Origin of the sequence: Streptomyces sp. NPDC088124 (genome assembly GCF_040685895.1) — a bacterium.
Lineage (GTDB): Bacteria > Actinomycetota > Actinomycetes > Streptomycetales > Streptomycetaceae > Streptomyces.
On the sequence record NZ_JBFBJB010000019.1, the window covers coordinates 122,402 to 143,841 of the forward strand.

19 protein-coding genes and 1 pseudogene are annotated in these 21,440 nt (G+C 72.2%); 16 read left to right on the forward strand and 4 right to left on the reverse strand.

Annotated elements, in window-relative coordinates:
- Nucleotides 1–69 precede the first annotated feature (69 nt).
- Both AB0P17_RS17905 and AB0P17_RS17910 read left to right on the forward strand, forming a co-directional pair.
- Nucleotides 70–1,035 (forward strand): GlxA family transcriptional regulator, encoded by a 966-nt coding sequence (locus AB0P17_RS17905; RefSeq protein WP_365811962.1) that lies wholly within the window; start codon nt 70–72, stop codon nt 1,033–1,035.
- Nucleotides 1,036–1,095: 60 nt separating this feature from the next.
- Complete coding sequence (locus AB0P17_RS17910; RefSeq protein WP_365811964.1) at nt 1,096–1,725, forward strand: DJ-1/PfpI family protein; 630 nt, start codon at nt 1,096–1,098, stop codon at nt 1,723–1,725.
- A 6-nt stretch (nt 1,726–1,731) separates the two neighbouring features.
- On the opposite strand, the gene AB0P17_RS17915 is transcribed toward AB0P17_RS17910, so the two are convergent.
- On the reverse strand, nt 1,732–2,508 hold the full coding sequence (locus AB0P17_RS17915) for an enoyl-CoA hydratase/isomerase family protein (protein ID WP_365811966.1): 777 nt from the start codon (nt 2,506–2,508) through the stop codon (nt 1,732–1,734).
- Nucleotides 2,509–2,742: 234 nt separating this feature from the next.
- On the opposite strand from AB0P17_RS17915, the pseudogene AB0P17_RS17920 reads away from it, so the two are divergent.
- Nucleotides 2,743–3,180 (forward strand): annotated as a pseudogene (locus AB0P17_RS17920) (ATP-binding protein); the annotation flags it as partial.
- A 151-nt stretch (nt 3,181–3,331) separates the two neighbouring features.
- On the opposite strand, the gene idi reads toward AB0P17_RS17920, so the two are convergent.
- The 3 genes from idi to galE form a co-directional block, all read right to left on the reverse strand.
- A complete protein-coding gene (idi, locus tag AB0P17_RS17925; protein ID WP_365811967.1) occupies nt 3,332–3,925 on the reverse strand; it encodes an isopentenyl-diphosphate Delta-isomerase in 594 nt (197 codons plus the stop codon).
- Between the two features lie 135 nt (nt 3,926–4,060).
- Nucleotides 4,061–4,999, reverse strand: a complete 939-nt coding sequence (locus tag AB0P17_RS17930; protein ID WP_365811969.1) for a cation diffusion facilitator family transporter — start codon at nt 4,997–4,999, stop codon at nt 4,061–4,063.
- A gap of 163 nt (nt 5,000–5,162) precedes the next feature.
- Entirely contained in the window at nt 5,163–6,146 is a 984-nt protein-coding gene (gene galE, locus AB0P17_RS17935; protein WP_365811971.1) for a UDP-glucose 4-epimerase GalE, read from the reverse strand.
- Nucleotides 6,147–6,480: 334 nt separating this feature from the next.
- Between galE and AB0P17_RS17940 the strand changes: the two genes are divergently transcribed.
- The 13 genes from AB0P17_RS17940 to AB0P17_RS18000 all read left to right on the forward strand — a co-directional run bounded on the left by AB0P17_RS17940 (nt 6,481) and on the right by AB0P17_RS18000 (nt 21,440).
- Nucleotides 6,481–8,478, forward strand: a complete 1,998-nt coding sequence (locus AB0P17_RS17940) for a DUF5941 domain-containing protein (RefSeq protein ID WP_365812028.1) — start codon at nt 6,481–6,483, stop codon at nt 8,476–8,478.
- On the forward strand, nt 8,475–9,224 hold the full coding sequence (locus AB0P17_RS17945; RefSeq protein ID WP_365811973.1) for a phosphocholine cytidylyltransferase family protein: 750 nt from the start codon (nt 8,475–8,477) through the stop codon (nt 9,222–9,224). The genes AB0P17_RS17940 and AB0P17_RS17945 overlap by 4 nt, the downstream gene beginning before the upstream one ends.
- Complete coding sequence (locus tag AB0P17_RS17950) at nt 9,212–10,273, forward strand: iron-containing alcohol dehydrogenase family protein (protein WP_365811975.1); 1,062 nt, start codon at nt 9,212–9,214, stop codon at nt 10,271–10,273. The genes AB0P17_RS17945 and AB0P17_RS17950 overlap by 13 nt, the downstream gene beginning before the upstream one ends.
- Nucleotides 10,251–11,030, forward strand: coding sequence for a CDP-alcohol phosphatidyltransferase family protein (locus AB0P17_RS17955; protein ID WP_365811976.1), 780 nt, complete (start codon nt 10,251–10,253; stop codon nt 11,028–11,030). The genes AB0P17_RS17950 and AB0P17_RS17955 overlap by 23 nt, the downstream gene beginning before the upstream one ends.
- 44 nt (nt 11,031–11,074) lie before the next feature.
- Nucleotides 11,075–11,920 carry a glycosyltransferase gene (locus AB0P17_RS17960; protein ID WP_365812030.1) on the forward strand — a complete coding sequence of 282 codons (846 nt, stop codon included), beginning with the start codon at nt 11,075–11,077 and terminating at the stop codon, nt 11,918–11,920.
- Nucleotides 11,921–12,019: 99 nt separating this feature from the next.
- Nucleotides 12,020–12,949, forward strand: coding sequence for an ABC transporter permease (locus AB0P17_RS17965; protein ID WP_365811978.1), 930 nt, complete (start codon nt 12,020–12,022; stop codon nt 12,947–12,949).
- The gene (locus tag AB0P17_RS17970) at nt 12,942–13,727 is read left to right on the forward strand and encodes an ABC transporter ATP-binding protein (protein ID WP_365811980.1); all 786 of its coding nucleotides are present in this window, start codon (nt 12,942–12,944) and stop codon (nt 13,725–13,727) included. The genes AB0P17_RS17965 and AB0P17_RS17970 overlap by 8 nt, the downstream gene beginning before the upstream one ends.
- Nucleotides 13,728–14,143: 416 nt before the next feature.
- Nucleotides 14,144–15,046, forward strand: coding sequence for a squalene synthase HpnC (gene hpnC / locus AB0P17_RS17975; RefSeq protein ID WP_365812032.1), 903 nt, complete (start codon nt 14,144–14,146; stop codon nt 15,044–15,046).
- On the forward strand, nt 15,043–15,993 hold the full coding sequence (hpnD, locus tag AB0P17_RS17980; RefSeq protein ID WP_365811983.1) for a presqualene diphosphate synthase HpnD: 951 nt from the start codon (nt 15,043–15,045) through the stop codon (nt 15,991–15,993). The genes hpnC and hpnD overlap by 4 nt, the downstream gene beginning before the upstream one ends.
- Before the next feature lie 166 nt (nt 15,994–16,159).
- Nucleotides 16,160–17,554, forward strand: a complete 1,395-nt coding sequence (gene hpnE, locus AB0P17_RS17985; RefSeq protein ID WP_365811985.1) for a hydroxysqualene dehydroxylase HpnE — start codon at nt 16,160–16,162, stop codon at nt 17,552–17,554.
- Complete coding sequence (locus AB0P17_RS17990) at nt 17,551–18,666, forward strand: polyprenyl synthetase family protein (protein ID WP_365811987.1); 1,116 nt, start codon at nt 17,551–17,553, stop codon at nt 18,664–18,666. The genes hpnE and AB0P17_RS17990 overlap by 4 nt, the downstream gene beginning before the upstream one ends.
- 102 nt (nt 18,667–18,768) lie before the next feature.
- On the forward strand, nt 18,769–20,784 hold the full coding sequence (gene shc / locus AB0P17_RS17995; RefSeq protein WP_365811989.1) for a squalene--hopene cyclase: 2,016 nt from the start codon (nt 18,769–18,771) through the stop codon (nt 20,782–20,784).
- Nucleotides 20,784–21,440, forward strand: coding sequence for a 1-hydroxy-2-methyl-2-butenyl 4-diphosphate reductase (locus AB0P17_RS18000; RefSeq protein WP_365811991.1), 657 nt, complete (start codon nt 20,784–20,786; stop codon nt 21,438–21,440). Before shc ends, AB0P17_RS18000 begins: the two co-directional genes overlap by 1 nt.

Consider the following 21,440-nt stretch of genomic DNA (forward strand, 5'->3'; position numbering starts at 1 on the left):
ACGGCCGTGGCAGGAAAGGCGGGGTATTCGTCATTGCAGACGTCCGCGGCCGGGCGCAGGATGAGTGCCATGACAGAGCGATCCGTTCTGGTCGTCCTCCTCGACCAGGTGCAGAGCCTCGATGTGACGGGTCCCGTGGAGGTGTTCGCCGCGGCGGCCGCCGCGGTCGGCGACCCCTCCGCGTACCGGATCCGTACGGCCGCACTCGACGCCGCGCCGGTCCGCACCTCCAGCGGGCTCACGCTCGTCCCGGACACCACGCTCGCCGCCGCGCCCGACCCGGACACCCTTCTCGTGCCCGGTGGCCCGGGCACCCGGAACCCCGATCCGGAGCTGGTCGACTGGCTGCGCGAGCGGGCGCCCGGGGCGCGGCGCCTGGTCTCGGTCTGCACCGGCGCCCTGCTGCTCGCCGCCGCCGGGCTGCTCGACGGGCGCCGCGCCACCACCCACTGGGGCGCCACCGAACTCCTCGCCAGGAACCACCCGCTCGTCCACGTCGACCCGGACCCGATCTACGTACGCGACGGTGAGATCTCCACCTCCGCCGGGGTCACCTCCGGCATCGATCTGGCGCTCGCCCTCGTGGAGGAGGACCTCGGCCGCGACGTGGCGCTCGCCGTCGCCCGCCGTCTCGTGGTCTTCCTGCGCCGCCCCGGCAACCAGGCGCAGTTCAGCGCGCAGCTCGCCGCCCAGACCGCGCGGAGCGAGCCGCTGCTGGCGGTGCAGAGCTGGATCAGCGAGCACCCCGGTGCCGATCTCTCGGTCGAGGCGCTGGCCGGACGGGCCCGCCTCTCGCCCCGCCACTTCGCGCGTGCCTTCCGCTCCGAGACCGGCACGACGCCGGGCCGCTACGTGGAGCGCGTACGGCTCGAACACGCCAGGCGGCTGCTGGAGGAGAGCGGCGACGGGGTCGAGGAGATCTCCCGCTCCTGCGGCTACGGCACCCCGGAGGCCATGCGCCGCGCCTTTGTGAAGACCCTGGGCACGGCCCCCGCCGAATACCGCCGCCGCTTCCGCGTGGCCCCGTTGCCCTGACCCCGCCGCATCCCTGTCTCAAATCTGTTGAAATCTGTCGACCGGAAAGCCAGGCCCCGCATGCAGATCGCCATCCTCCTCTTCGACCGCTTCACCGCACTGGACGCCGTCGGTCCGTACGAGATCCTGCACCGCGTCCCCGGTGTCGAGACCGTCTTCGTCGCCGAAGACGCCGGACCCGTGAACAACGACTCGGGATCGCTCTCACTCGTCGTGCGGAAGACGCTCGCCGAGGTCACCGCCCCGGATGTGCTCGTCGTGCCCGGCGGCCCCGGCCAGCGGGCGCACATGACGAACGAGCCGCTGCTCGACTGGCTGCGCGCGGTGGACGCCACCACCACCTGGACCACCTCCGTCTGCACCGGTTCCCTGCTCCTCGCCGCCGCGGGGCTGCTCACCGGGCGCCGGGCCACCTCCCACTGGCTCGCTCTCGACATGCTGCGGACGTACGGCGCCGAGCCGACCGGCGAACGCGTCGTCACCGACGGCAAGTACGTGACATCGGCCGGTGTCTCCTCCGGGATCGACATGGGGCTCACCCTGACCGCCTCGCTTGTGGACGACCGGTTCGCACAGTCCGTCCAGTTGCTGACGGAGTACGACCCGCAGCCTCCCTTCGACGCGGGCTCGCCCGCGAAGGCCCCCTCGGACCTGGTCGCGGAGTTGCGCGCCAAGGGCCGCAGGGCATAGATCACCTCATGACCCGGCCGGCCAGGTGAACTCCGGTGCGCGGCGCTCCAGGAAGGCGGCGACCCCCTCCGCGGCGTCGCCGCTGCCGCGTGCCTGTTCCGCCCAGTACGGGGCGCGTCCGGCGCGGCCCGAGGCGAACTCCTTCGCGGCCGCCTGGGTCAGCCGGGAACGCGAGAGCAGGATCCGGGTGAACTCGGCGACGCGCCCGGCCAACTGCCCGGCGGGCAGCACCTCGTCCACGAGCCCGGTGCGCAGCGCGCGCTCCGTGCCGATCAACTCCGCCGAGAACAGCAGGTACTTGGCCGTGGCGGGCCCCACCAGCGCGGCCAGCCGCCGGGTGGAGGACTCCGGGTAGACGATCCCGAGCCGCGCCGGCGTGACCCCGAACGAGGCGCCCTCCTCCGCGAATCGCAGATCGCACGCGGCGGCGAGCTGGCAGCCTCCGCCCACGCAGTGGCCCCGTACGGCGGCGAGCGTGGGCCGGGGGAAGGCCGCGAGCGCCTCCTCGGCCCGTACGGCCAGCGCCTGCGGGTCCTCCCCAGCCGGGCCGGTGCCGCCCGGCAGACCCGGCCCCCGCAGGGAGGAGATGTCGGCGCCCGCGCAGAAGGTGTCGCCCGCCCCGGTCAGCACCAGCACCCCGACGGCCGGGTCGTCCGCCAACCGCCCGAGCAGCGGCGGCAGTTCCCGCCACATCGGTGCTGTCATCGCGTTGCGCCTGGCGGGGTGGTGGATGACCACGGTCGCCGTGCCGTTCTCGACCGTGTGCACCAGCTGGGGCTCCATGAGCCGGATGTTATCCCCGTGCTCGGGCGGAGCGCCGCGAGCCGGTCTCGGACCGACAGGGAGCGATCAGGACCGAGCGCGTGTGCAGCATCCCGGCTCCGAGACGATCGCGCTCCGTCAATAAAGGCTGACTTTTGTTCAGCGGTCCGGTGTGGACCGCTTCCCTGCCCAAGACTCGGCACCCGACGAGGAGCGGTGGTGGGCACCGCTCGACCCGACGGCGGGAGCCCGGAAATGGAGAGCCGCGGAAGTGTTCCGGTCAGGACCCGGTCGTACGAAGGGGTCTGGCGCTTCACCGTCCCGGCGCTCGACGCCTCCGTGCCCCGGACCAGGCGCACCGTGCGCGAGCTGCTGGAGCGGCAGCGCGTGCCGGTCAGGGGCGATACCGCACAGGGGGTGCTGCTCGTCCTCTCCGAACTGCTCACCAACGCCGTACGGCACGCCGCCCTGCTCTCGCCCGAGATCGCCGTGGAGGTCGCCGTCGGCACCAGGTGGATCCGGGTGTCGGTCGAGGACAACCATCCCTACCGGCCCACGGCACTGGAGACCGACCCCGCCAGGACCGGCGGACGCGGGCTGCTGCTGGTGCGGGAGATCACCCGGGAGGCGGGCGGCGGCTTCGGGGCCGAGCACACCGCCGGGGGCGGGAAGACCGTCTGGGCGGTGCTCCCCTTCGACCGGGCGGAACCGGCACCACGGACGGATGCGGCGGCCCCGGCGGCCCCGGAGGCCCCGGGGGACCCGGCGGGCCCGGAGGCCCCGGGGGACCCGGAGGCCCCGGGGGACCCGGAGGCCCCGGGGGACCCGGAGGGCCCCGGCCGGGTCACCAGCCCGCGGCCGGCCCCGTGAGCTCCCGGAACGCCGGGCGCGCGGTGTCCAGCACCGTCATGAACCAGGCGGAGAACGGCGCCGAGCCGTGCAGCTCCGTCAGCTCCGCCGGGGTGACGAACGCGGTCTCCCCGACCTCCTGCGGATCGGGCCGCGGCGCCGCCTGCACCATTCCGACGAAGAGGTGGTTGTACTCGTGCTCGACCAGCCCCGAGGCCGGGTCCGGGTGGTGGTAGCTGACGGTGCCGGCCTCCGCGAGCAGCGAGGGCGAGATGCCCAGCTCCTCGTGGGTACGGCGGGCCGCCGCGGCGAACGGTGCCTCACCCGGGTACGGATGGCCGCAGCAGGTGTTCGACCAGACGCCGGGGGAGTGGTACTTGCCCAGCGCGCGGCGCTGGAGCAGCAGCCGTCCCCGCTCGTCGAAGAGGAAGACCGAGAACGCCCGGTGCAGCCGGCCGGGTGCCTGGTGTGCCGAGAGCTTCTCGGCCGTGCCGATGGTGTTGCCGTCCTCGTCCACCAGCTCCAGCATGATCGTTTCTTGTGCGGCGGTCGACGAGCTGTTCGCTGCGGTGACTGGTGTGGTCGGCATAACCATCCTTCGCTTCGGGCCTCGGTGGCCAAGTCTGCCGTACGCAAAAGACCGGTGTCCGCACTTCGGGGGGTGGGCATGTCCGTTCGGCATGTCCGTTCCATGCCCACCCCCACGGTGTGCGCCGCCGCCGGCTCAGTGGCAGAGCTTCGCCTCGTGCTCGGCGTGGCCCCGGGGTTCGAGCTGGAAGGTGCAGTGCTCGACATCGAAGTGATGGCCGAGGCATCCCTGCAGGTCATGGAGCATCTTCTCGTGCCCCACCGCGTCCAGCGCGTCCTGGTCCACCACCACGTGCGCGGAGAGGACCGGCATCCCCGACGTGATCGTCCAGGCGTGGAGGTCGTGGACGTCCGCCACCCCGGGCAGGGCGAGCATGTGCGCGCGTACCTCACTCATGTCCACATCCTTGGGCGCCGCCTCCAGCAGGACGTTCACGGTCTCCCGCAACAGCTTCACCGTACGCGGAACGATCATGAGCCCGATCAGCAGCCCCACGATCGGGTCGGCGAGCTCCCAGCCGGTGGCCAGGATGATCCCCGCGGAGATCAGTACCGCGACCGAGCCGAGCGTGTCCGCGAGGACCTCCAGATAGGCGCCCCGCACATTGAGGCTCTCGCTCTGCCCGCGCGTCAGCAGCGAGAGGGAGACGAGGTTGGCGGCCATGCCGATCAGGGCGAAGATGATCGTCAGCCCGCTCTTGGTCTCGGGCGGGGAGATGAAGCGGTCCACCGCCTCGTAGAGCAGATAGCCGCCGACACCGAGCAGCAGCAGACAGTTGGCGAGGGCGGCGAGGATCTCCGCCCGCGCGTAGCCGAAGGTGCGGCTCTCGTCGGCGGGTCTGGCCGCGAAGTGGATCGCCAGCAGGGCCATGCCGAGCCCCACCGCGTCCGTCGCCATGTGGGCCGCGTCGGCGACCAGCGCGAGGGAGTTGGAGACAACGCCCCCGATGATTTCCACCACCATCACGGAGAGTGTGATCCCCAGGGCGATCCGCAGCCGTCCGCGGTAGGCGGCGGTCGCCGTGCCCGCGGGTGGTCCTCCGTGCGTGTGTCCGTGGTTGTGCCCTGCCCCCATGAGGACGCCTCCCGGTCGTCTGGACGAGTACCGACGCCGTCAGTGAACTACGGGTGGGGGGTATCGGGCAACACGGCACTGAACACCGTTGTCATATGCTCTGACCTGCGGAAATGATGCCAGGTCAGAGCGGTGCGGTGAGGGGGCGACGGGGCCGGCGGGATCACCCGTCCTGCGCATCGGGACGGCGCAGCCGCCAGCCCGCCCACGCCGACTCGACCATCGCGCGCACGTCGCGGGTGGCCGTCCAGCCCAGCTCCCAGGTGATCCTCTCGACGGAGGCGACGGCCCGCGCGGCGTCCCCCGCGCGGCGCGCCTCGACCACCGGTTCCGTACGGTCACCGGTGACCTCCGCCACCAGAGCGGCCAGCTCGCGCACCGAGACGCCCTCGCCGCGGCCGATGTTCACCGTCAGGTCGTGGCCGCCGGGGTGTCCGGCCAGATGGCGCGCGGCGGCGAGATGGGCCTCGGCGAGATCGGCGACATGGATGTAGTCGCGGATGCAGGTGCCGTCCGGTGTCGGATAGTCGGCGCCGAAGATCCGCGGGGCCTCGCCCCGGCTGATCCGGTCGAAGAACATCGGAATGATGTTGAACACTCCGACGTCGGAGAGTTCCGGCAGCGCCGTGCCCGCCACGTTGAAGTACCGCAGACAACCCGTGGAGATTCCGTGCGCCCGCCCGGTCGCCCGGACCAGCCACTCGCCCGCCAGCTTGGTCTCGCCGTACGGATTGATCGGCACGGCGGGGGTGTGCTCCGTGATCAACTCCACATCGGGCACCCCGTACACGGCCGCGGAGGAGGAGAAGAGGAAGCGCGGCACCCGCGCGGCCACGACGGCGTCCAGCAGCACCGTGAGCCCGTGCAGATTCTCCCGGTAGTACGTCAGCGGCCGCTCGACGGACTCGCCGACCTGTTTCTTCGCCGCGAGATGCACCACACCGGTGACCCCGTGCCCCGCCAGGACCTTGTCGACGGCCTCCCGGTCCAGCAGCGACGCCTCGACGAGCGGGATCTCCTCCGGCAGCCGCTCGGCGAAGCCGGTCGACAGATCGTCCAGCACGACGACCCGCTCGCCCGCCGCCGTCATCGAGCGCGCCACATGGGCCCCGATGTACCCCGCCCCGCCTGTGATCAGCCATGTCATGCGGTCACCCTAGTGCTCGGGCTCGTGCTCGGGCTCGTGCTCAGGCGCGGGCCGACGGGGGCTCCCGTCCGTGCTCCCGCGGGTGCTCCGGCTGGTGCCGGCGGCCGTCGCGGTTTGTGGGGCAACCCCCGGATCGACCATGATGATCTCTTCGTGGCGCCCTTCCCGCCCCGATGAGGGTGTCCGGGGCGGCTGTCCCGGGCGGAACGGGGCGTAAACGGGCGATGAACTCGCCCTTCTGTTCATCCGATAGCCTCTGCCGACGTGCCGCCCCCCGGATCCCGGGGCCCGCCGCCGCACATCCGACCCTGTCAGTGTCAAGGAGTGAGTTCGTCTGTCGACCGCCATCCTCACCGGTGCTCCGGTACCCGGATCGCCGCTCGAAGGCGATCTGCGGTCCCTGGGCTTTGACGTACGGACCGCGCCCGGCACCGAGGAGGCCCGGAGCCTGCTCGCCGCGGCCCCCGCGACGGAGCGTGTCGCACTCGTCGACGCCCGTTTCATCGGCCATGTCCATGCCCTGCGGCTGGCCCTGACCGACCCGCGCTTCCCCGCCGCCGCCGTCCCCGGGGCGCTCACCGCCCGGCCGGAGGCCCGCGGCGCGCTGCTGAGCGCGCTCACGGCCGTCGCCGGGGACGCCGGGGCACCCGGGCCCCGCCGCGGGGGCGCCGCCGCCGAGACGCGTCCGGGTTCCGCCACGGCGTTCGCCGCGAGCGAGCCCGCCACGGACACGGCCACGGGCACGGTTACCGGCACGGCCGCCGGTACGGCCACCGAGCCCGCCATCGCCGGAAGCGGAAACGCCGCGTCCCTCCCCGCCGACGCGCCCCTGGCCGACCGGGTCGCCACCGCGCTCGACGCCGGGGGCACCACCGTCACCCGCCCCGAGCTGGGCTCACTCGTCGCCGCCGTCCCCGCCGACGCGCCCGCCCGCGAGCGGGCCGAGGCCGCCGTCGCCGCCGTCGACGACGAGGCCGTACGGCTGCGCTCCGCGGTGAAGGCCCGCGACGGCTTCTTCACCACGTTCTGCGTCAGCCCCTACTCCCGCTACCTCGCCCGCTGGTGCGCCCGCCGGGGCCTCACCCCCAACCAGGTCACCACCGCGTCGCTGGTCACCGCCCTGATCGCGGCGGCCTGCGCGGCCACCGGCACCCGGGGCGGCTTTGTCGCCGCCGGGGCGCTGCTGCTCTTCTCCTTTGTCCTGGACTGCACCGACGGGCAGCTCGCCCGCTACTCGCTCCAGTACTCCACGATGGGCGCCTGGCTCGACGCGACCTTCGACCGCGCCAAGGAGTACGCGTACTACGCGGGCCTCGCCCTCGGCGCGGCCCGGGGAGGCGACGACGTCTGGGCACTCGCCCTCGCCGCGATGGTCCTCCAGACCTGCCGGCATGTCGTGGACTTCTCCTTCAACGAGGCCAACGCCGACAGTGCCGCCGCGTCCGGCAACGGCAAGGCCGTCGTCGGCACCCCCACCTCCGCGCTCTCCACCCGGCTCGACAGCGTCGGCTGGACGGTCTGGGTACGGCGCATGATCGTGCTGCCGATCGGTGAGCGCTGGGCGATGATCGCCGTACTGACGGCCCTGACCACGCCCCGGATCGTCTTCTACGCGCTCCTCGTCGGCTGTGCCTTCGCCGCCTGCTACACGACGGCGGGCCGCGTCCTGCGCTCCGTGACCCGCAAGGCCGTCCGCACCGACCGGGCCGCCCGCGCGCTCGCCGACCTCGCCGACTCGGGGCCGCTCGCCGAGCTCGTCGCCCGGGTGCTCCGGCGCCCGGCCCGCGCGCTCCCGGGTCCCGTGCCCTTCCTCGTCGCCCTCGCGGGCGGCGCCGCGGTCACCGCCTGCGCGGCGTTCGCCCCGTTCGACAGCCCCGTGCTCCTCCTCGGCGCCCTGGTGTACGTGCTGACCTCCGGGTTCGCCGTCGCCCGCCGGATGGGCGGCGCCCTCGACTGGCTCGTTCCGCCGGTCTTCCGCGCCGCCGAGTACGGCACCGTGCTGGTGCTCGCGGTCCGCGCCGACGTACCCGGCGCGCTCCCGGCGGCGTTCGGGCTGGTGGCGGCGGTCGCCTACCATCACTACGACTCGGTGTACCGCATCCGCGGCGGCACCGGCGCCCCGCCCCGGTGGCTCGTCCGGGCGCTCGGCGGACACGAGGGCCGCACCCTGCTGGTCACCCTGTGTGCCGTCCTCTCCACCCGCGCACTCGACTTCCCGCCGGCACTGACGGTGATCGCCGTCGTCGTGGCGCTGATCGCGCTCGTGGAGTCCATCCGGTTCTGGGTGTCCTCCGGAGCCCCCGCCGTACACGACGAAGGAGAACCCGCATGATCGGCCTCGTACTCGCAGCCGGAGCAGGACGGCGTCTGCGCCCCTACACCGACACGCTGCCCAAGGCCCTCGTGCCGGTCGACCCGGCGGGGGAGGGCACCACCACCGTCCTCGACCTGACCCTGGGCAACTTCGCCGAGGTCGGGCTGACCGAGGCCGCGATCGTCGTCGGCTACCGCAAGGAGGCCGTGTACGAGCGCAAGGCCGAGCTGGAGCGGAAGTACGGGCTGACGCTCACCCTGGTCGACAACGACAAGGCCGAGGAGTGGAACAACGCCTACTCCCTCTGGTGCGCCCGGGACATCCTGGCCCGCGGCGTGATCCTCGCCAACGGCGACACCGTCCACCCCGTCTCCGTCGAGAAGACGCTCCTCGCCGCGCGCGGCGAGGGCCGGCGGATCATCCTCGCCCTCGACACGGTCAAGTCCCTCGCGGACGAGGAGATGAAGGTCATCACCGACGGTGAGCGCGGCGTGCGCCGGATCACCAAGCTGATGGACCCGGCCACCGCCACCGGCGAGTACATCGGCGTCACCCTGATCGAGCCCGAGGCCGCAGCCGATCTCGCGGACGCGCTCAGGACCACCTTCGAGAAGGACCCCGACCTCTACTACGAGGACGGCTACCAGGAACTGGTGAACCGCGGCTTCACCCTCGACGTCGCGCCCGTCGGAGACATCCCCTGGGTCGAGATCGACAACCACGACGACCTCGCGAAGGGCCGTGAGATCGCGTGCCAGTACTGACCCGGCTCATCCCGTCGCCGGTCGTCGTGGACATCAGGCCCGGCGCCATGGACGACCTCGCCGGACTCCTCGCCGACCAGCGGATCTCCAGCTCGGGCAGGCTCTCCATCGCCGTCAGCGGCGGCTCGGGCCAGGCGCTGCGCGAGAAGCTCGCGCCGGTGCTCCCCGACGCCGACTGGTACGCCGTGGCCGACGGCACGATCGACTCGGCGGTCCGGCTCGCCGACGAGATCAAGGGCAAGCGGTACGACGCCGTGGTCGGCCTCGGCGGCGGCAAGATCATCGATGTGGCGAAGTACGCGGCGGCCCGGGTCGGGCTGCCCATGGTGGCCGTCGCCACCAACCTCTCGCACGACGGCATCTGCTCGCCGGTCTCCATCCTCGACAACGACAACGGCCGCGGCTCGTACGGCGTCCCGACGCCCATCGCCATGGTGGTCGACCTCGACGTCATCCGGGACGCACCGGTCCGCTTCGTCCGCTCCGGCATCGGTGACGCGGTCTCCAACATCTCGGCCATCGCGGACTGGGAGCTGTCCCACCGGGTCAACGGCGAGCCGGTGGACGGACTGGCCGCCGCCATGGCCCGTACGGCCGGCGAAGCCGTGCTGCGCCACCCCGGCGGGGTCGGTGACGACGAGTTCCTCACCGTGCTCGCCGAGGCGCTGGTCCTCTCCGGCATCGCCATGTCGATCAGCGGCGACACCCGCCCCTCATCGGGTGCCTGCCACGAGATCAGCCACGCCTTCGACCTCCTCTACCCCAAGCGCTCCGCGCTCCACGGCGAACAGGTCGGCTTCGGTGCCGCCTTCGCCATGCGGCTGCGCGGCGCGGAGGAGGAGTCACTGCAGTTCACCGAGGTGCTGCGGCGCCACGGGCTGCCGGTGCTGCCCGAGGAGATCGGCTTCACCGTCGACGAGTTCGTACGGGCCGTCGCCTACGCGCCGCAGACCCGGCCGGGCCGTTTCACCATCCTTGAGCACCTCGACCTGTCCACCGACCAGATCAGGGACGCGTACGCCGACTATGCCTCGACCCTCAGTAGCTGAACTCCGCCCGGTCGTCCACCCGGAGGGGGTGAAAGACCGCCGCAGCGGCGAACACTGGGCAGGGCGCCTGTACATGCGGGAAGTCTCGCTGCGGGTCGACCGGTATCTGGTGAACACGCGGGTCACTCCCAACCAGGTGACGTACGTGATGACCGTCGCCGGTGCCCTCGCCGCCCCCGCCCTCCTGGTGCCGGGGATCGCCGGCGCGGTGCTCGGCGTGCTGGCGGTCCAGCTCTATCTGCTGCTGGACTGCGTCGACGGGGAGATCGCCCGCTGGAAGAAGCAGTACTCGATGACCGGGGTCTACCTGGACCGGGTCGCCGCCTACCTGTGCGACGCCGCCGTCCTGGTCGGCTTCGGGCTGCGCGGCGCCGACCTGTGGGGCACCGGACGGATCGACTGGCTGTGGGCCTTCCTCGGTACACTCGCCGCCCTCGGCGCCATCCTGGTCAAGGCCGAGACCGACCTGGTCGGCGTCGCCCGGCACCAGCAGGGGATGGCCCCGGTCAAGGAGTCGGCCTCCGAGGCGCGCTCGTCCGGTATGGCGCTGGCCCGCAGGGCCGCCGCGGCGCTCAAGTTCCACCGGCTCATCCTCGGCATCGAGGCGTCCCTGCTCATCCTTCTCCTGGCGATCCTGGACGCGGTCCGGGGCGACCTGTTCTTCAGCCGGCTCGGCATCGCGGTCCTCGCCGGGATCGCCCTGCTCCAGACCCTGCTCCACCTGGTCTCCATCCTGGCGTCCAGCAGGCTGAGGTGAGCGACACGCGGCCCGGGCAGACCCTCGGCGCGGTGATCATCACCATGGGTGACCGCCCCGGCGATCTGCGTGCGCTGCTCGACTCAGTCGTCCGGCAGGACGGTGATCCCGTCGAGATCGTCGTGGTCGGGAACGGCGCCCCGGTGGGCGCCGTTCCGCCCGGTGTACGGACCGTGGAGGTGCCGGAGAACCTCGGTATCCCCGGCGGCCGCAACGTCGGCATCGAAGCGTTCGGCGCCGCCGGCTCCGACGTGGACGTCCTGCTCTTCCTGGACGACGACGGGCTGCTGCCCCGGACGGACACGGCGGCGCTGATCCGGGACGCGTTCGCCGCCGACCCCGCCCTCGGCATCGTCAGCTTCCGGATCGCCGATCCGGAGACCGGACTGACCCAGCGCCGCCACGTGCCCCGGCTGCGCGCCTCGGACCCGCTGCGCTCCTCCCGCGTGACGACCTTCCTGGGCGGCGCCAGCGCCGTACGGACAAGGGTCCTCGCGGAGGTCGGCCCGCTGCCCGGGGACTTCTTCTACGCCCACGAGGAGACCGACCTCGCCTGGCGGGCCCTGGACGCGGGGTGGATGATCGACTACCGCGCCGACATGGTGCTCGCGCACCCGACGACGCCGCCGTCCCGGCACGCCGTCTACCACCGTATGGTGGCCCGTAACCGGGTATGGCTGGCCCGCCGTAACCTCCCCGCCCCCGTCGTCCCGCTGTATCTCGGCGTATGGCTGCTGCTCACGTTGGTACGCCGGCCGTCCCTGCCCGCCCTGAAAGCCTGGTTCGGGGGGTTCCGGGAAGGCTGGGCGACCCCGTGCGGTCCGCGGCGCCCGATGAAGTGGCGTACGGTATGGCGGCTGACCCGGCTGGGCCGACCGCCTGTGATCTGACAAGCTCAGTTCTGAGAGCATCGGGCTTATCCCCCCGGGGCCCGGCCCATGTGCCCGTGCCCGACCGGCTGCGCATCTTGAACACGAAAGTTTCAACTTGTGAGTGACACAACCCATGAGGGTGCGATCGCTGTGAGCGCCCCCCCGTCGCCCGACGACGGTCTGTCCGCGGCGGAGCTCGCCGCCAAGTACGGCCTGTCGGTGAGCGGAGCCCGGCCAGGGCTGCGCGACTACGTCCGGCAGCTCTGGGGCCGTCGGCACTTCATCCTGGCCTTCTCCCAGGCGAAGCTCACGGCCCAGTACAGCCAGGCGAAGCTGGGACAGCTCTGGCAGGTGGCGACCCCGCTGCTGAACGCGGCGGTGTACTACCTGATCTTCGGGCTGATCCTCCAGACCAAGCGGGGCATTCCCCAGGAGGTCTTCGTCCCGTTCCTGGTCACGGGCGTCTTCGTCTTCACCTTCACCCAGAGTTCGGTGATGGCCGGGGTCCGTGCCATCTCCGGGAATCTGGGGCTCGTCCGGGCCCTGCACTTCCCCCGGGCGTCGCTGCCGGTCTCCTTCTCCCTCCAGCAGCTTCAGCAACTCCTGTTCTCCATGGTCGTCCTGGTCACCGTGGCGGTCATCTTCGGCAGCTATCCGAGCCTGAGCTGGCTGCTGGTGCTGCCCGCGCTGGCGCTGCAGTTCCTCTTCAACACCGGTCTGGCGCTGATCATGGCGCGGCTGGGCAGCAAGACCCCGGACCTCGCGCAGCTGATGCCGTTCGTGATGCGTACGTGGATGTACGCGTCGGGTGTGATGTTCTCGATCCCGGTGATGCTCAAGGACCAGCCGGGCTGGATCGCCGACGTGCTCCAGTACAACCCGGCCGCGGTCTACATGGATCTGGTCCGGTTCGCGCTGATCGACGGGTACGGCTCGGAGAACCTGCCCGCGCACGTCTGGCTCGTCGCGCTGGCCTGGGCGCTGCTGCTGGGCGTCGTCGGCTTCGTGTACTTCTGGAAGGCTGAGGAGCGGTACGGCCGTGGCTGAGGACAACAAGCAGGGACGCGTTCCCACGGTCATCGCCGACGACGTGCACATCGTGTACCGCGTCAACGGCGGTGGCGGCGGCAAGGGCAGCGCGACCGCGGCCCTGAGCCGCATACTCCGCCGCGACAAGGGGGAGTCGCGGGGCGTCCGCAAGGTCCACGCGGTGCGGGGTGTGACCTTCACCGCGTACCGCGGCGAGGCGATCGGCCTGATCGGCACCAACGGTTCCGGCAAGTCGACGCTGTTGCGCGCCATCGCGGGGCTGCTGCCCGCGGAGAGCGGCAAGGTCTACACCGACGGCCAGCCGTCCCTGCTGGGCGTCAACGCCGCGCTGATGAACGACCTGACCGGCGAACGCAACGTCATCCTCGGCGGTCTGGCCATGGGGATGTCGCGCGAGCAGATCCGCGAGCGGTACCAGTCGATCGTCGACTTCTCCGGCATCAACGAGAAGGGCGACTTCATCACGCTCCCGATGCGCACGTACTCCTCGGGCATGGCGGCCCGGCTCCGGTTCTCCATCGCCGCGGCGAAGGACCACGACGTGCTGATGATCGACGAGGCTCTGGCCACCGGCGACCGCAAGTTCCAGATCCGCTCCGAGCAGCGGATCCGCGAGCTCCGCAAGGAGGCGGGCACGGTCTTCCTGGTCAGTCACAGCAACAAGTCGATCAGGGACACCTGTGACCGTGTGCTGTGGCTGGAGAAGGGCGAGCTGCTGATGGACGGTCCGACGGACGAGGTCATCAAGGCGTACGAGAAGGAGACCGGCAAGTAGGCCGGGAACGCCCGGGAGCACTGTCAACGCCCTCGCCGGAGTGATCAGGCGGGGGCATTGTCATGGTACGAACCGATCACTGTTGGTCAAAGATCGGTCAAGTCCGGTGGGTCGAGGGAAGGTTGGCGTGTATTGCCGCGTTCTCGTAGTGCGACCAACACCCCGACGTGTTCCTCTTGGCTGTACAACGTAAGCTGGGCCGGGCCGATTCGCGGCAAGTGGGGCGATGCCCACGGTGCGACCCGGCCGCCACGGGGCCTTCTGTACTCGGAGGTGCGGGCGGCGTGTCCGAAATGGGATGTATTGGGTCAGCAGTGTAGAACGGGAGATGTGACGGCAATGACGGAAAATCTCCAGCTCCGCGAGGATTCCGCCGTCCCCGTAACGGGTAGCGCGCAGTGACGGCCACCCCGGATGTGCGCCCCGACGATCCCTCGCGCACCACGCTCGACAAGGCCGCGGACGAGAACTTCCCCGTGGCCCCCTTCTTCCTGCCGCGCGCCTGGCGCGACGACCTGATGGCGGTGTACGGGTACGCCCGCCTCGTCGACGACATCGGCGACGGAGATCTCGCCCCCGGCGGCGCCGACGCCCGCCACCTGGGCGTCGCCCCCGCGCTCGCCGACGACAGGACCGCCGTGCTCGACGCCTTCGAGACCGACCTGCGGCGCGTCTTCGACGACCGGGGCCCCGCCCCCGGCCACCCGCTGCTGCGCGCCCTCGCCCCGACCGTACGGCGCCGCTCCCTGCCCCCCGAGCCGTTCCTCGGGCTGATCGAGGCCAACCGCCAGGACCAGGTGGTGCGGCGGTACGAGACCTACGACGACCTGCTCTCCTACTGCGAGCTCTCCGCCAACCCGGTCGGCCGCCTCGTCCTCGGGATCACCGGCACCGCGAGCCCCGAGCGGCTGCGCCGCTCCGACGCCGTCTGCACGGCGCTCCAGATCGTCGAACACCTCCAGGACGTGGCCGAGGACCTCGGCCGCGACCGGATCTACCTCCCCGCCGAGGACATGAAGCGGTTCCATGTCACCGAGGCGGACCTGGCCGCTCCCACCGCGAACGCCTCCGTGCGCTCCCTGGTCGCCCACGAGGCGGAGCGCGCCCGGCTGCTCCTGGACGAGGGAACCTCCCTGGTGGGCAGCGTGCACGGCAGACTCCGCCTGCTCCTCGCGGGATTCGTCGCCGGAGGGCGCGCCGCCCTCGCTTCGATCGCGGCCGCCGGGCACGATGTGCTCCCCGGTCCGCCCAAACCCACCAAGCCGCGTCTGCTGCGTGAAGTGGGAGCTGTCTTGCGAAGTGCGCACAGAGAGGGGTGAGCCGGAACGTGGAGGGACAGACGCCCATGTCCGCGCCGGTACTGGCGGCCTACAGCTACTGCGAGGCCGTCACCGGTCAGCAGGCCCGTAATTTCGCCTACGGCATCAGACTGCTGCCGACCGGCAAGCGGCAGGCCATGTCCGCGCTGTACGCCTTCTCCCGGAGGGTGGACGACATCGGCGACGGCACGCTCGCACCCGAGGCCAAGCAGGCCCGGCTGGAGGAGACCCGGGCGCTGCTGGACCGGGTCAGGGCGGGCGAGGTGGACGACGACGACACCGACCCCGTCGCGGTCGCCGTCGCGGACACGGTGCGCCGCTTCCCGGTGCCCCTCGGCGGGCTCGACGAACTGATCGACGGCGTCCTGATGGACGTCAGGGGCGACACGTACGAGACCTGGGACGACCTCAAGGCCTACTGCCGGTGCGTCGCGGGCGCCATCGGCCGGGTCTCCCTCGGCGTCTTCGGCACCGCGCCCGGCGTTCCCGGGACCGAGCGCGCCGCCGAGTACGCCGACACGCTCGGGCTCGCCCTCCAGCTCACCAACATCCTCCGGGACGTCCGCGAGGACGCCGCCAACGGCCGTACGTACCTGCCCGCCGACGACCTCGCCAAGTTCGGCTGCTCCGCCGGGTTCCACAGCACCGCCCCCGCCCCGGGCGCGGACTTCGCCGGACTGGTCCACTTCGAGGTCCGCCGCGCCCGCGCGCTCTTCGCCGAGGGGTACCGGCTGCTGCCGATGCTCGACCGGCGCAGCGGCGCCTGTGTCGCGGCGATGGCCGGCATCTACCGCCGGCTCCTCGACCGCATCGAGCGCGACCCCGGCGCCGTGCTCCGCGGCCGGGTCTCGCTGCCCGGCCACGAGAAGGCGTACGTCGCCGTCCGCGGTCTCTCCGGCCTCGACGCCAGGACCGTCTCCCGCCAGGCCGTCAGGAGGCGCGGCTGATGCGGGGGCCCGGGACGCGGTGCGGGAGCACCGCGGCCGTCCCCGCGCCTTCGCACACATATCCGCATGAAGGATGCTCAACCTTGCCTGAACATGACGCGTCCCTGACTGCGGAGGGGCCGGCGGGACCGAACCGCCCGGCGGCTCCGGCAGCAAGGGGGAACGCATGACAACGGCCGACGGAAACCGGGCCCGCCACGCCGTGGTGGTCGGCGGGGGGCTCGCCGGGATCACCGCCGCCCTCCAGCTCGCCGACGCCGGGGTACGGGTGACCCTCCTCGAAGGCCGGCCGCGCCTCGGCGGACTCGCCTTCTCCTTCCGCCGCGGGGACCTCACCGTCGACAACGGCCAGCACGTCTACCTGCGCTGCTGCACCGCGTACCGCTGGTTCCTCGACCGGGTGGACGGCGCGGCGCTCGCACCGCTCCAGGACCGGCTCGACGTACCCGTCCTGGACGTCGGCGGGCGCCACGGTGCCCGCGCCCGCCTCGGCCGGATCCGCCGCACCGCACTGCCCGTACCGCTGCACCTCGCGCCCGGACTCGCCACGTACCCGCACCTCTCGCTCGCCGAGCGTGCCTCCGTGGCCCGCGCCGCCCTCGCCCTCCAGCGGCTCGACCTCGCCGACCCCGCGCTGGACGGCACCGACTTCGCCACCTGGCTCCACCGCCACGGACAGTCGGCCCGTACGGTCGAAGCCCTCTGGGACCTCGTCGGGGTGGCCACCCTCAACGCCACCGCGCCGAACGCCTCCCTGGCGCTCGCCGCGATGGTCTTCAAGACCGGGCTGCTCTCCGAGCCCGGCGCCGCCGACATCGGCTGGGCCCGTGTCCCGCTCGGCGACCTGCACGACACCCTGGCCCGCAAGGCCCTCGACTCGGCGGGCGTACGCACCGAACTGCGCACCCGGGGCGGCGCGGTCTCCCGCGCCGACGGCGGCGGCTTCCACGTCGACGTGGCGGGCGAACGGCTCGACGCGGACGCCGTCGTCCTCGCCGTACCCCAGCGCGCGGCGCACGCCCTGCTGCCCGAAGGCGCGCTCGACCACCCCGGCCGGCTGCTGGACATCGCCGACGCGCCCATCGTCAACCTCCATGTCGTGTACGGCCGCCGGGTGCTGCGCCGCCCGTTCTTCGCCGCGCTGGGCTCGCCCGTCCAGTGGGTCTTCGACCGCACCGACGCCTCGGGACTCACCGACGGCCAGTACCTGGCGGTCTCCCAGTCCGCCGCCCAGGACGAGATCGACACCCCCGTCTCCGCACTGCGCGAGCGCTACCTCCCGGAACTGGAACGCCTCCTGCCCGCCGCCCGCGGCGCGGAGGTACGGGACTTCTTCGTCACCCGGGAGCGGACGGCGACGTTCGCTCCCACCCCCGGAGTGGGCCGGCTGCGACCCGCGGCCCGCACCCGCGCCCCCGGCCTCTTCCTGGCCGGCGCATGGACCGCCACCGGCTGGCCCGCGACGATGGAAGGAGCTGTACGCAGCGGTTTCGACGCCGCGGGCGCGGCTCTCTCCGCACTCGGGCACCGCCATCAACACCCCTTGCAGGAGGCGGCATGAGCCCGAGTACTGCACCGACGAGTACTGGAACAAGAGGAGAGACCGTGCCGACTGTGCCCCCGGCCCACCCGGTTGTCGACACCGCGGACGTCCACGCGCTGCTGGAGCGGGGACGGAGCCTGTCCACGCCGGTCCTGCGCGCCGCCGTCGACCGGCTGGCCACCCCCATGGACACCGTCGCCGCCTACCACTTCGGCTGGATCGACGCCCAGGGCCGCCCCGCCGACGGTGACGGCGGCAAGGCCGTCCGGCCGGCGCTCGCTCTGCTCTCCGCGGAAGCGGCCGGCGCCGCCCCCGAGAAGGGCGTCCCCGGCGCCGTCGCCGTCGAACTGGTCCACAACTTCTCGCTGCTCCACGACGACCTCATGGACGGCGACGAGCAGCGCCGCCACCGCGACACCGTCTGGAAGATGCACGGCCCCGCGCAGGCCATCCTCGTCGGCGACGCCCTGTTCGCGCTCGCCAACGAGGTGCTGCTGGAGCTCGGCACGGTCGAGGCGGGCCGCGCGACCCGCCGGCTGACCACCGCCACCCGCAAGCTGATCGACGGTCAGGCGCAGGACATCTCCTTCGAGCACCGTGAGCGGGTCACCGTCCAGGAGTGCCTGGAGATGGAGGGCAACAAGACGGGCGCGCTGCTCGCCTGCGCCGTCTCCATCGGCGCGGTCCTCGGCGGCGCCGACGACCGTACGGCCGACACCCTGGAGTCGTACGGGCACCACCTCGGACTCGCCTTCCAGGCCGTCGACGACCTGCTCGGCATCTGGGGCGACCCCGAGGCCACCGGGAAGCAGACCTGGAGCGACCTGCGCCAGCGCAAGAAGTCCCTGCCGGTCGTCGCCGCGCTCGCCGCCGGCGGACCGGCCTCCGTACGGCTCGGTGAACTCCTCGCCACCGACGTCAAGAGCAACGACTTCGAGAACTTCTCGGAGGAGGAGTTCGCCACCAGGGCCGCGCTCATCGAGGAGGCGGGCGGCCGGGAGTGGACCTCCCAGGAGGCGCGCAGGCAGCACGCCGTCGCCATCGAGGCCCTGGACCGGGTCGACATGCCGGAAAAGATCCGCGCGCAGCTCGTCGCGCTCGCGGACTTCGTCGTCGTACGAAAGAGATGATCACCATTCCCATATGACCGCAGTCGCCGTCCTGCGCCACCGGCACCGGACGACGGAGACCCCAGGCACAGCAGAAGAACACCACTGCACGAAGGGGAAGCCATGACAGCGACGACCGACGGAAGCACCGGGGCCATGGGACCCCGCGCAGCCTCGGCCAGCGGACCGACCGACACCACCACCCTCCCCGCCGCGGGCGGTGACCTGCGGGTCGCCGCCGAGCGGGCCACCGCACGCTCCGTCGAGCACCTGCTCGGCCGGCAGGACGCCCAGGGGTGGTGGAAAGGGGATCTGGCCACCAACGTGACGATGGACGCCGAGGATCTGCTGCTCCGTCAGTTCCTGGGCGTGCAGGACCCCCGTACCACCGAGGCCGCGGCCCTCTTCATCCGCGGCGAACAGCGCGCCGACGGCACCTGGGCCACCTTCTACGGAGGCCCGCCCGAACTCTCCGCCACCATCGAGGCCTATGTCGCCCTGCGGCTCGCCGGGGACCTGCCCGACGACCCGCACATGGCGCGCGCCTCCCAGTGGGTGCGCGAACACGGCGGGATCGCCGCGAGCCGGGTCTTCACCCGCGTCTGGCTGGCCCTGTTCGGCTGGTGGAAGTGGGACGACCTCCCCGAACTGCCGCCCGAACTGATCTTCCTGCCCAAGTGGTTCCCGCTCAACATCTACGACTTCGGCTGCTGGGCGCGGCAGACCATCGTGCCCCTCACCATCGTCTCGGCGAAACGGCCCGTACGGCCCGCCCCCTTCGCCCTCGACGAACTCCACACGGACGCCGCCCGCCCCCGCCCGCGCCGGGCGCTCGCCCCCGTGGCGAGCTGGGACGGCGCGTTCCAGCGCATCGACAAGGCCCTGCACGCCTACCACCGCGTCGCGCCCCGCCTGCTGCGCCGCACCGCGATGAACGCCGCGGCACGCTGGATCATCGAGCGGCAGGAGAACGACGGCTGCTGGGGCGGGATCCAGCCGCCCGCCGTCTACTCGGTGATCGCCCTGCACCTGCTCGGCTACGACCTCGACCACCCGATCATGCGGGCCGGACTCGAATCGCTCGACCGCTTCGCCGTCTGGCGCGAGGACGGCGCCCGGATGATCGAGGCGTGCCAGTCCCCGGTCTGGGACACCTGCCTCGCCACCATCGCGCTCGCCGACGCGGGCCTGAGCCCGGACCACCCCGCCCTGGTCAAGGCAGCCGACTGGATGATCGGCGAGCAGATCGTCCGCCCGGGGGACTGGGCCGTGCGCAGACCCGGACTCACCCCCGGCGGCTGGGCGTTCGAGTTCCACAACGACAACTACCCCGACATCGACGACACCGCCGAGGTCATCCTCGCGCTGCGCCGCGTCGGCCACCCCGACCAGGACCGGGTCGACGCGGCCGTCGCCCGCGGCGCCCGCTGGAACCTCGGCATGCAGTCGCGCAACGGGGCCTGGGGCGCCTTCGACGCCGACAACACCAGCCTGTTCCCCAACCGGCTGCCCTTCTGCGACTTCGGGGAGGTCATCGACCCGCCGTCCGCCGACGTGACCGCGCACGTCGTCGAGATGCTCGCCTACGAGGGCAAGTCCCACCACCCCGCCACCCGGCGCGGCATCGAGTGGCTCCTCGCCGAACAGGAGACCAACGGCGCCTGGTTCGGCCGCTGGGGCGTCAACTACGTATACGGCACCGGGGCGGTGGTCCCCGCCCTCACCGCCGCCGGACTGCCGGCCTCCCATCCCGCGATCCGGCGGGCGGTCGCCTGGCTCGAATCCGTCCAGAACGAGGACGGCGGCTGGGGCGAGGACCTGCGCTCCTACCGCGAGGAGGAGTGGATCGGGCACGGCGCCACCACCGCCTCCCAGACCGCCTGGGCGCTCCTCGCGCTCCTCGCCGCCGGAGAGCACGGCAGCAAGGCCGTCGAACGGGGCATCGCCTCCCTCGCCGGGAGCCAGCGGGAGGACGGCTCGTGGGACGAGCCGTACTTCACGGGCACCGGCTTCCCGTGGGACTTCTCCATCAACTACCACCTCTACCGGCAGGTCTTCCCGCTGACGGCGCTCGGCCGCTATCTCCACGGGGAACCGAAGGCACTCACCCACCACGCCGGCGTCCGACAGGGCGTCTGATGGAGCGGTCCGCGGGGCCGCCCACCGGTCCCCGTACGCCGCTGCTGATCGCCTGCGCGCTCGGCATCGAGCGCCTCGCGCTGCGCGGTTCCGGGCGGGGCGGGGCGGCGGGACCCGTCACCGTGCTCCGTACGGGCATGGGACCCAGGAACGCCGAGCGCGCCGTGGTCCGCGCGCTCGGCGAGTCCCGGCACGCGGACGCGCCCGTCATCGCCGCCGGATTCTGCGCCGGGCTCACCCCGGGGATGAACCCGGGGGACCTGATCGTCGCCGACGAGACCCGCGACCCGGACGGCGCCACCCCCTGCACGGGCACCGCCCTCCTGGTGGACGCGCTGACCCGGGCCGTACCGGGACGCACCGTCCACACCGGGCCGCTGACCGGCTCCGACCACGTCGTACGCGGTCAGGAGCGGGTCGCGCTGCGCGCCACGGGGGCGCTCGCGGTGGACATGGAGTCCGCCGCCACGCTGCGGTGCGCCGTGGCCGCCGGGCCCCGCCCGGTTGCGGCCGTCCGGGTGGTCGTGGACGCTCCAGAGCATGAGCTCGTCCGAATCGGCACAGTGCGCGGTGGAATATCGGCTTTCCGTGTTCTTCGTGCCGTCCTTCCAGCTTTCTATGAATGGCACCGTTCTTTGCTGCTCCCCAGGAGGTGA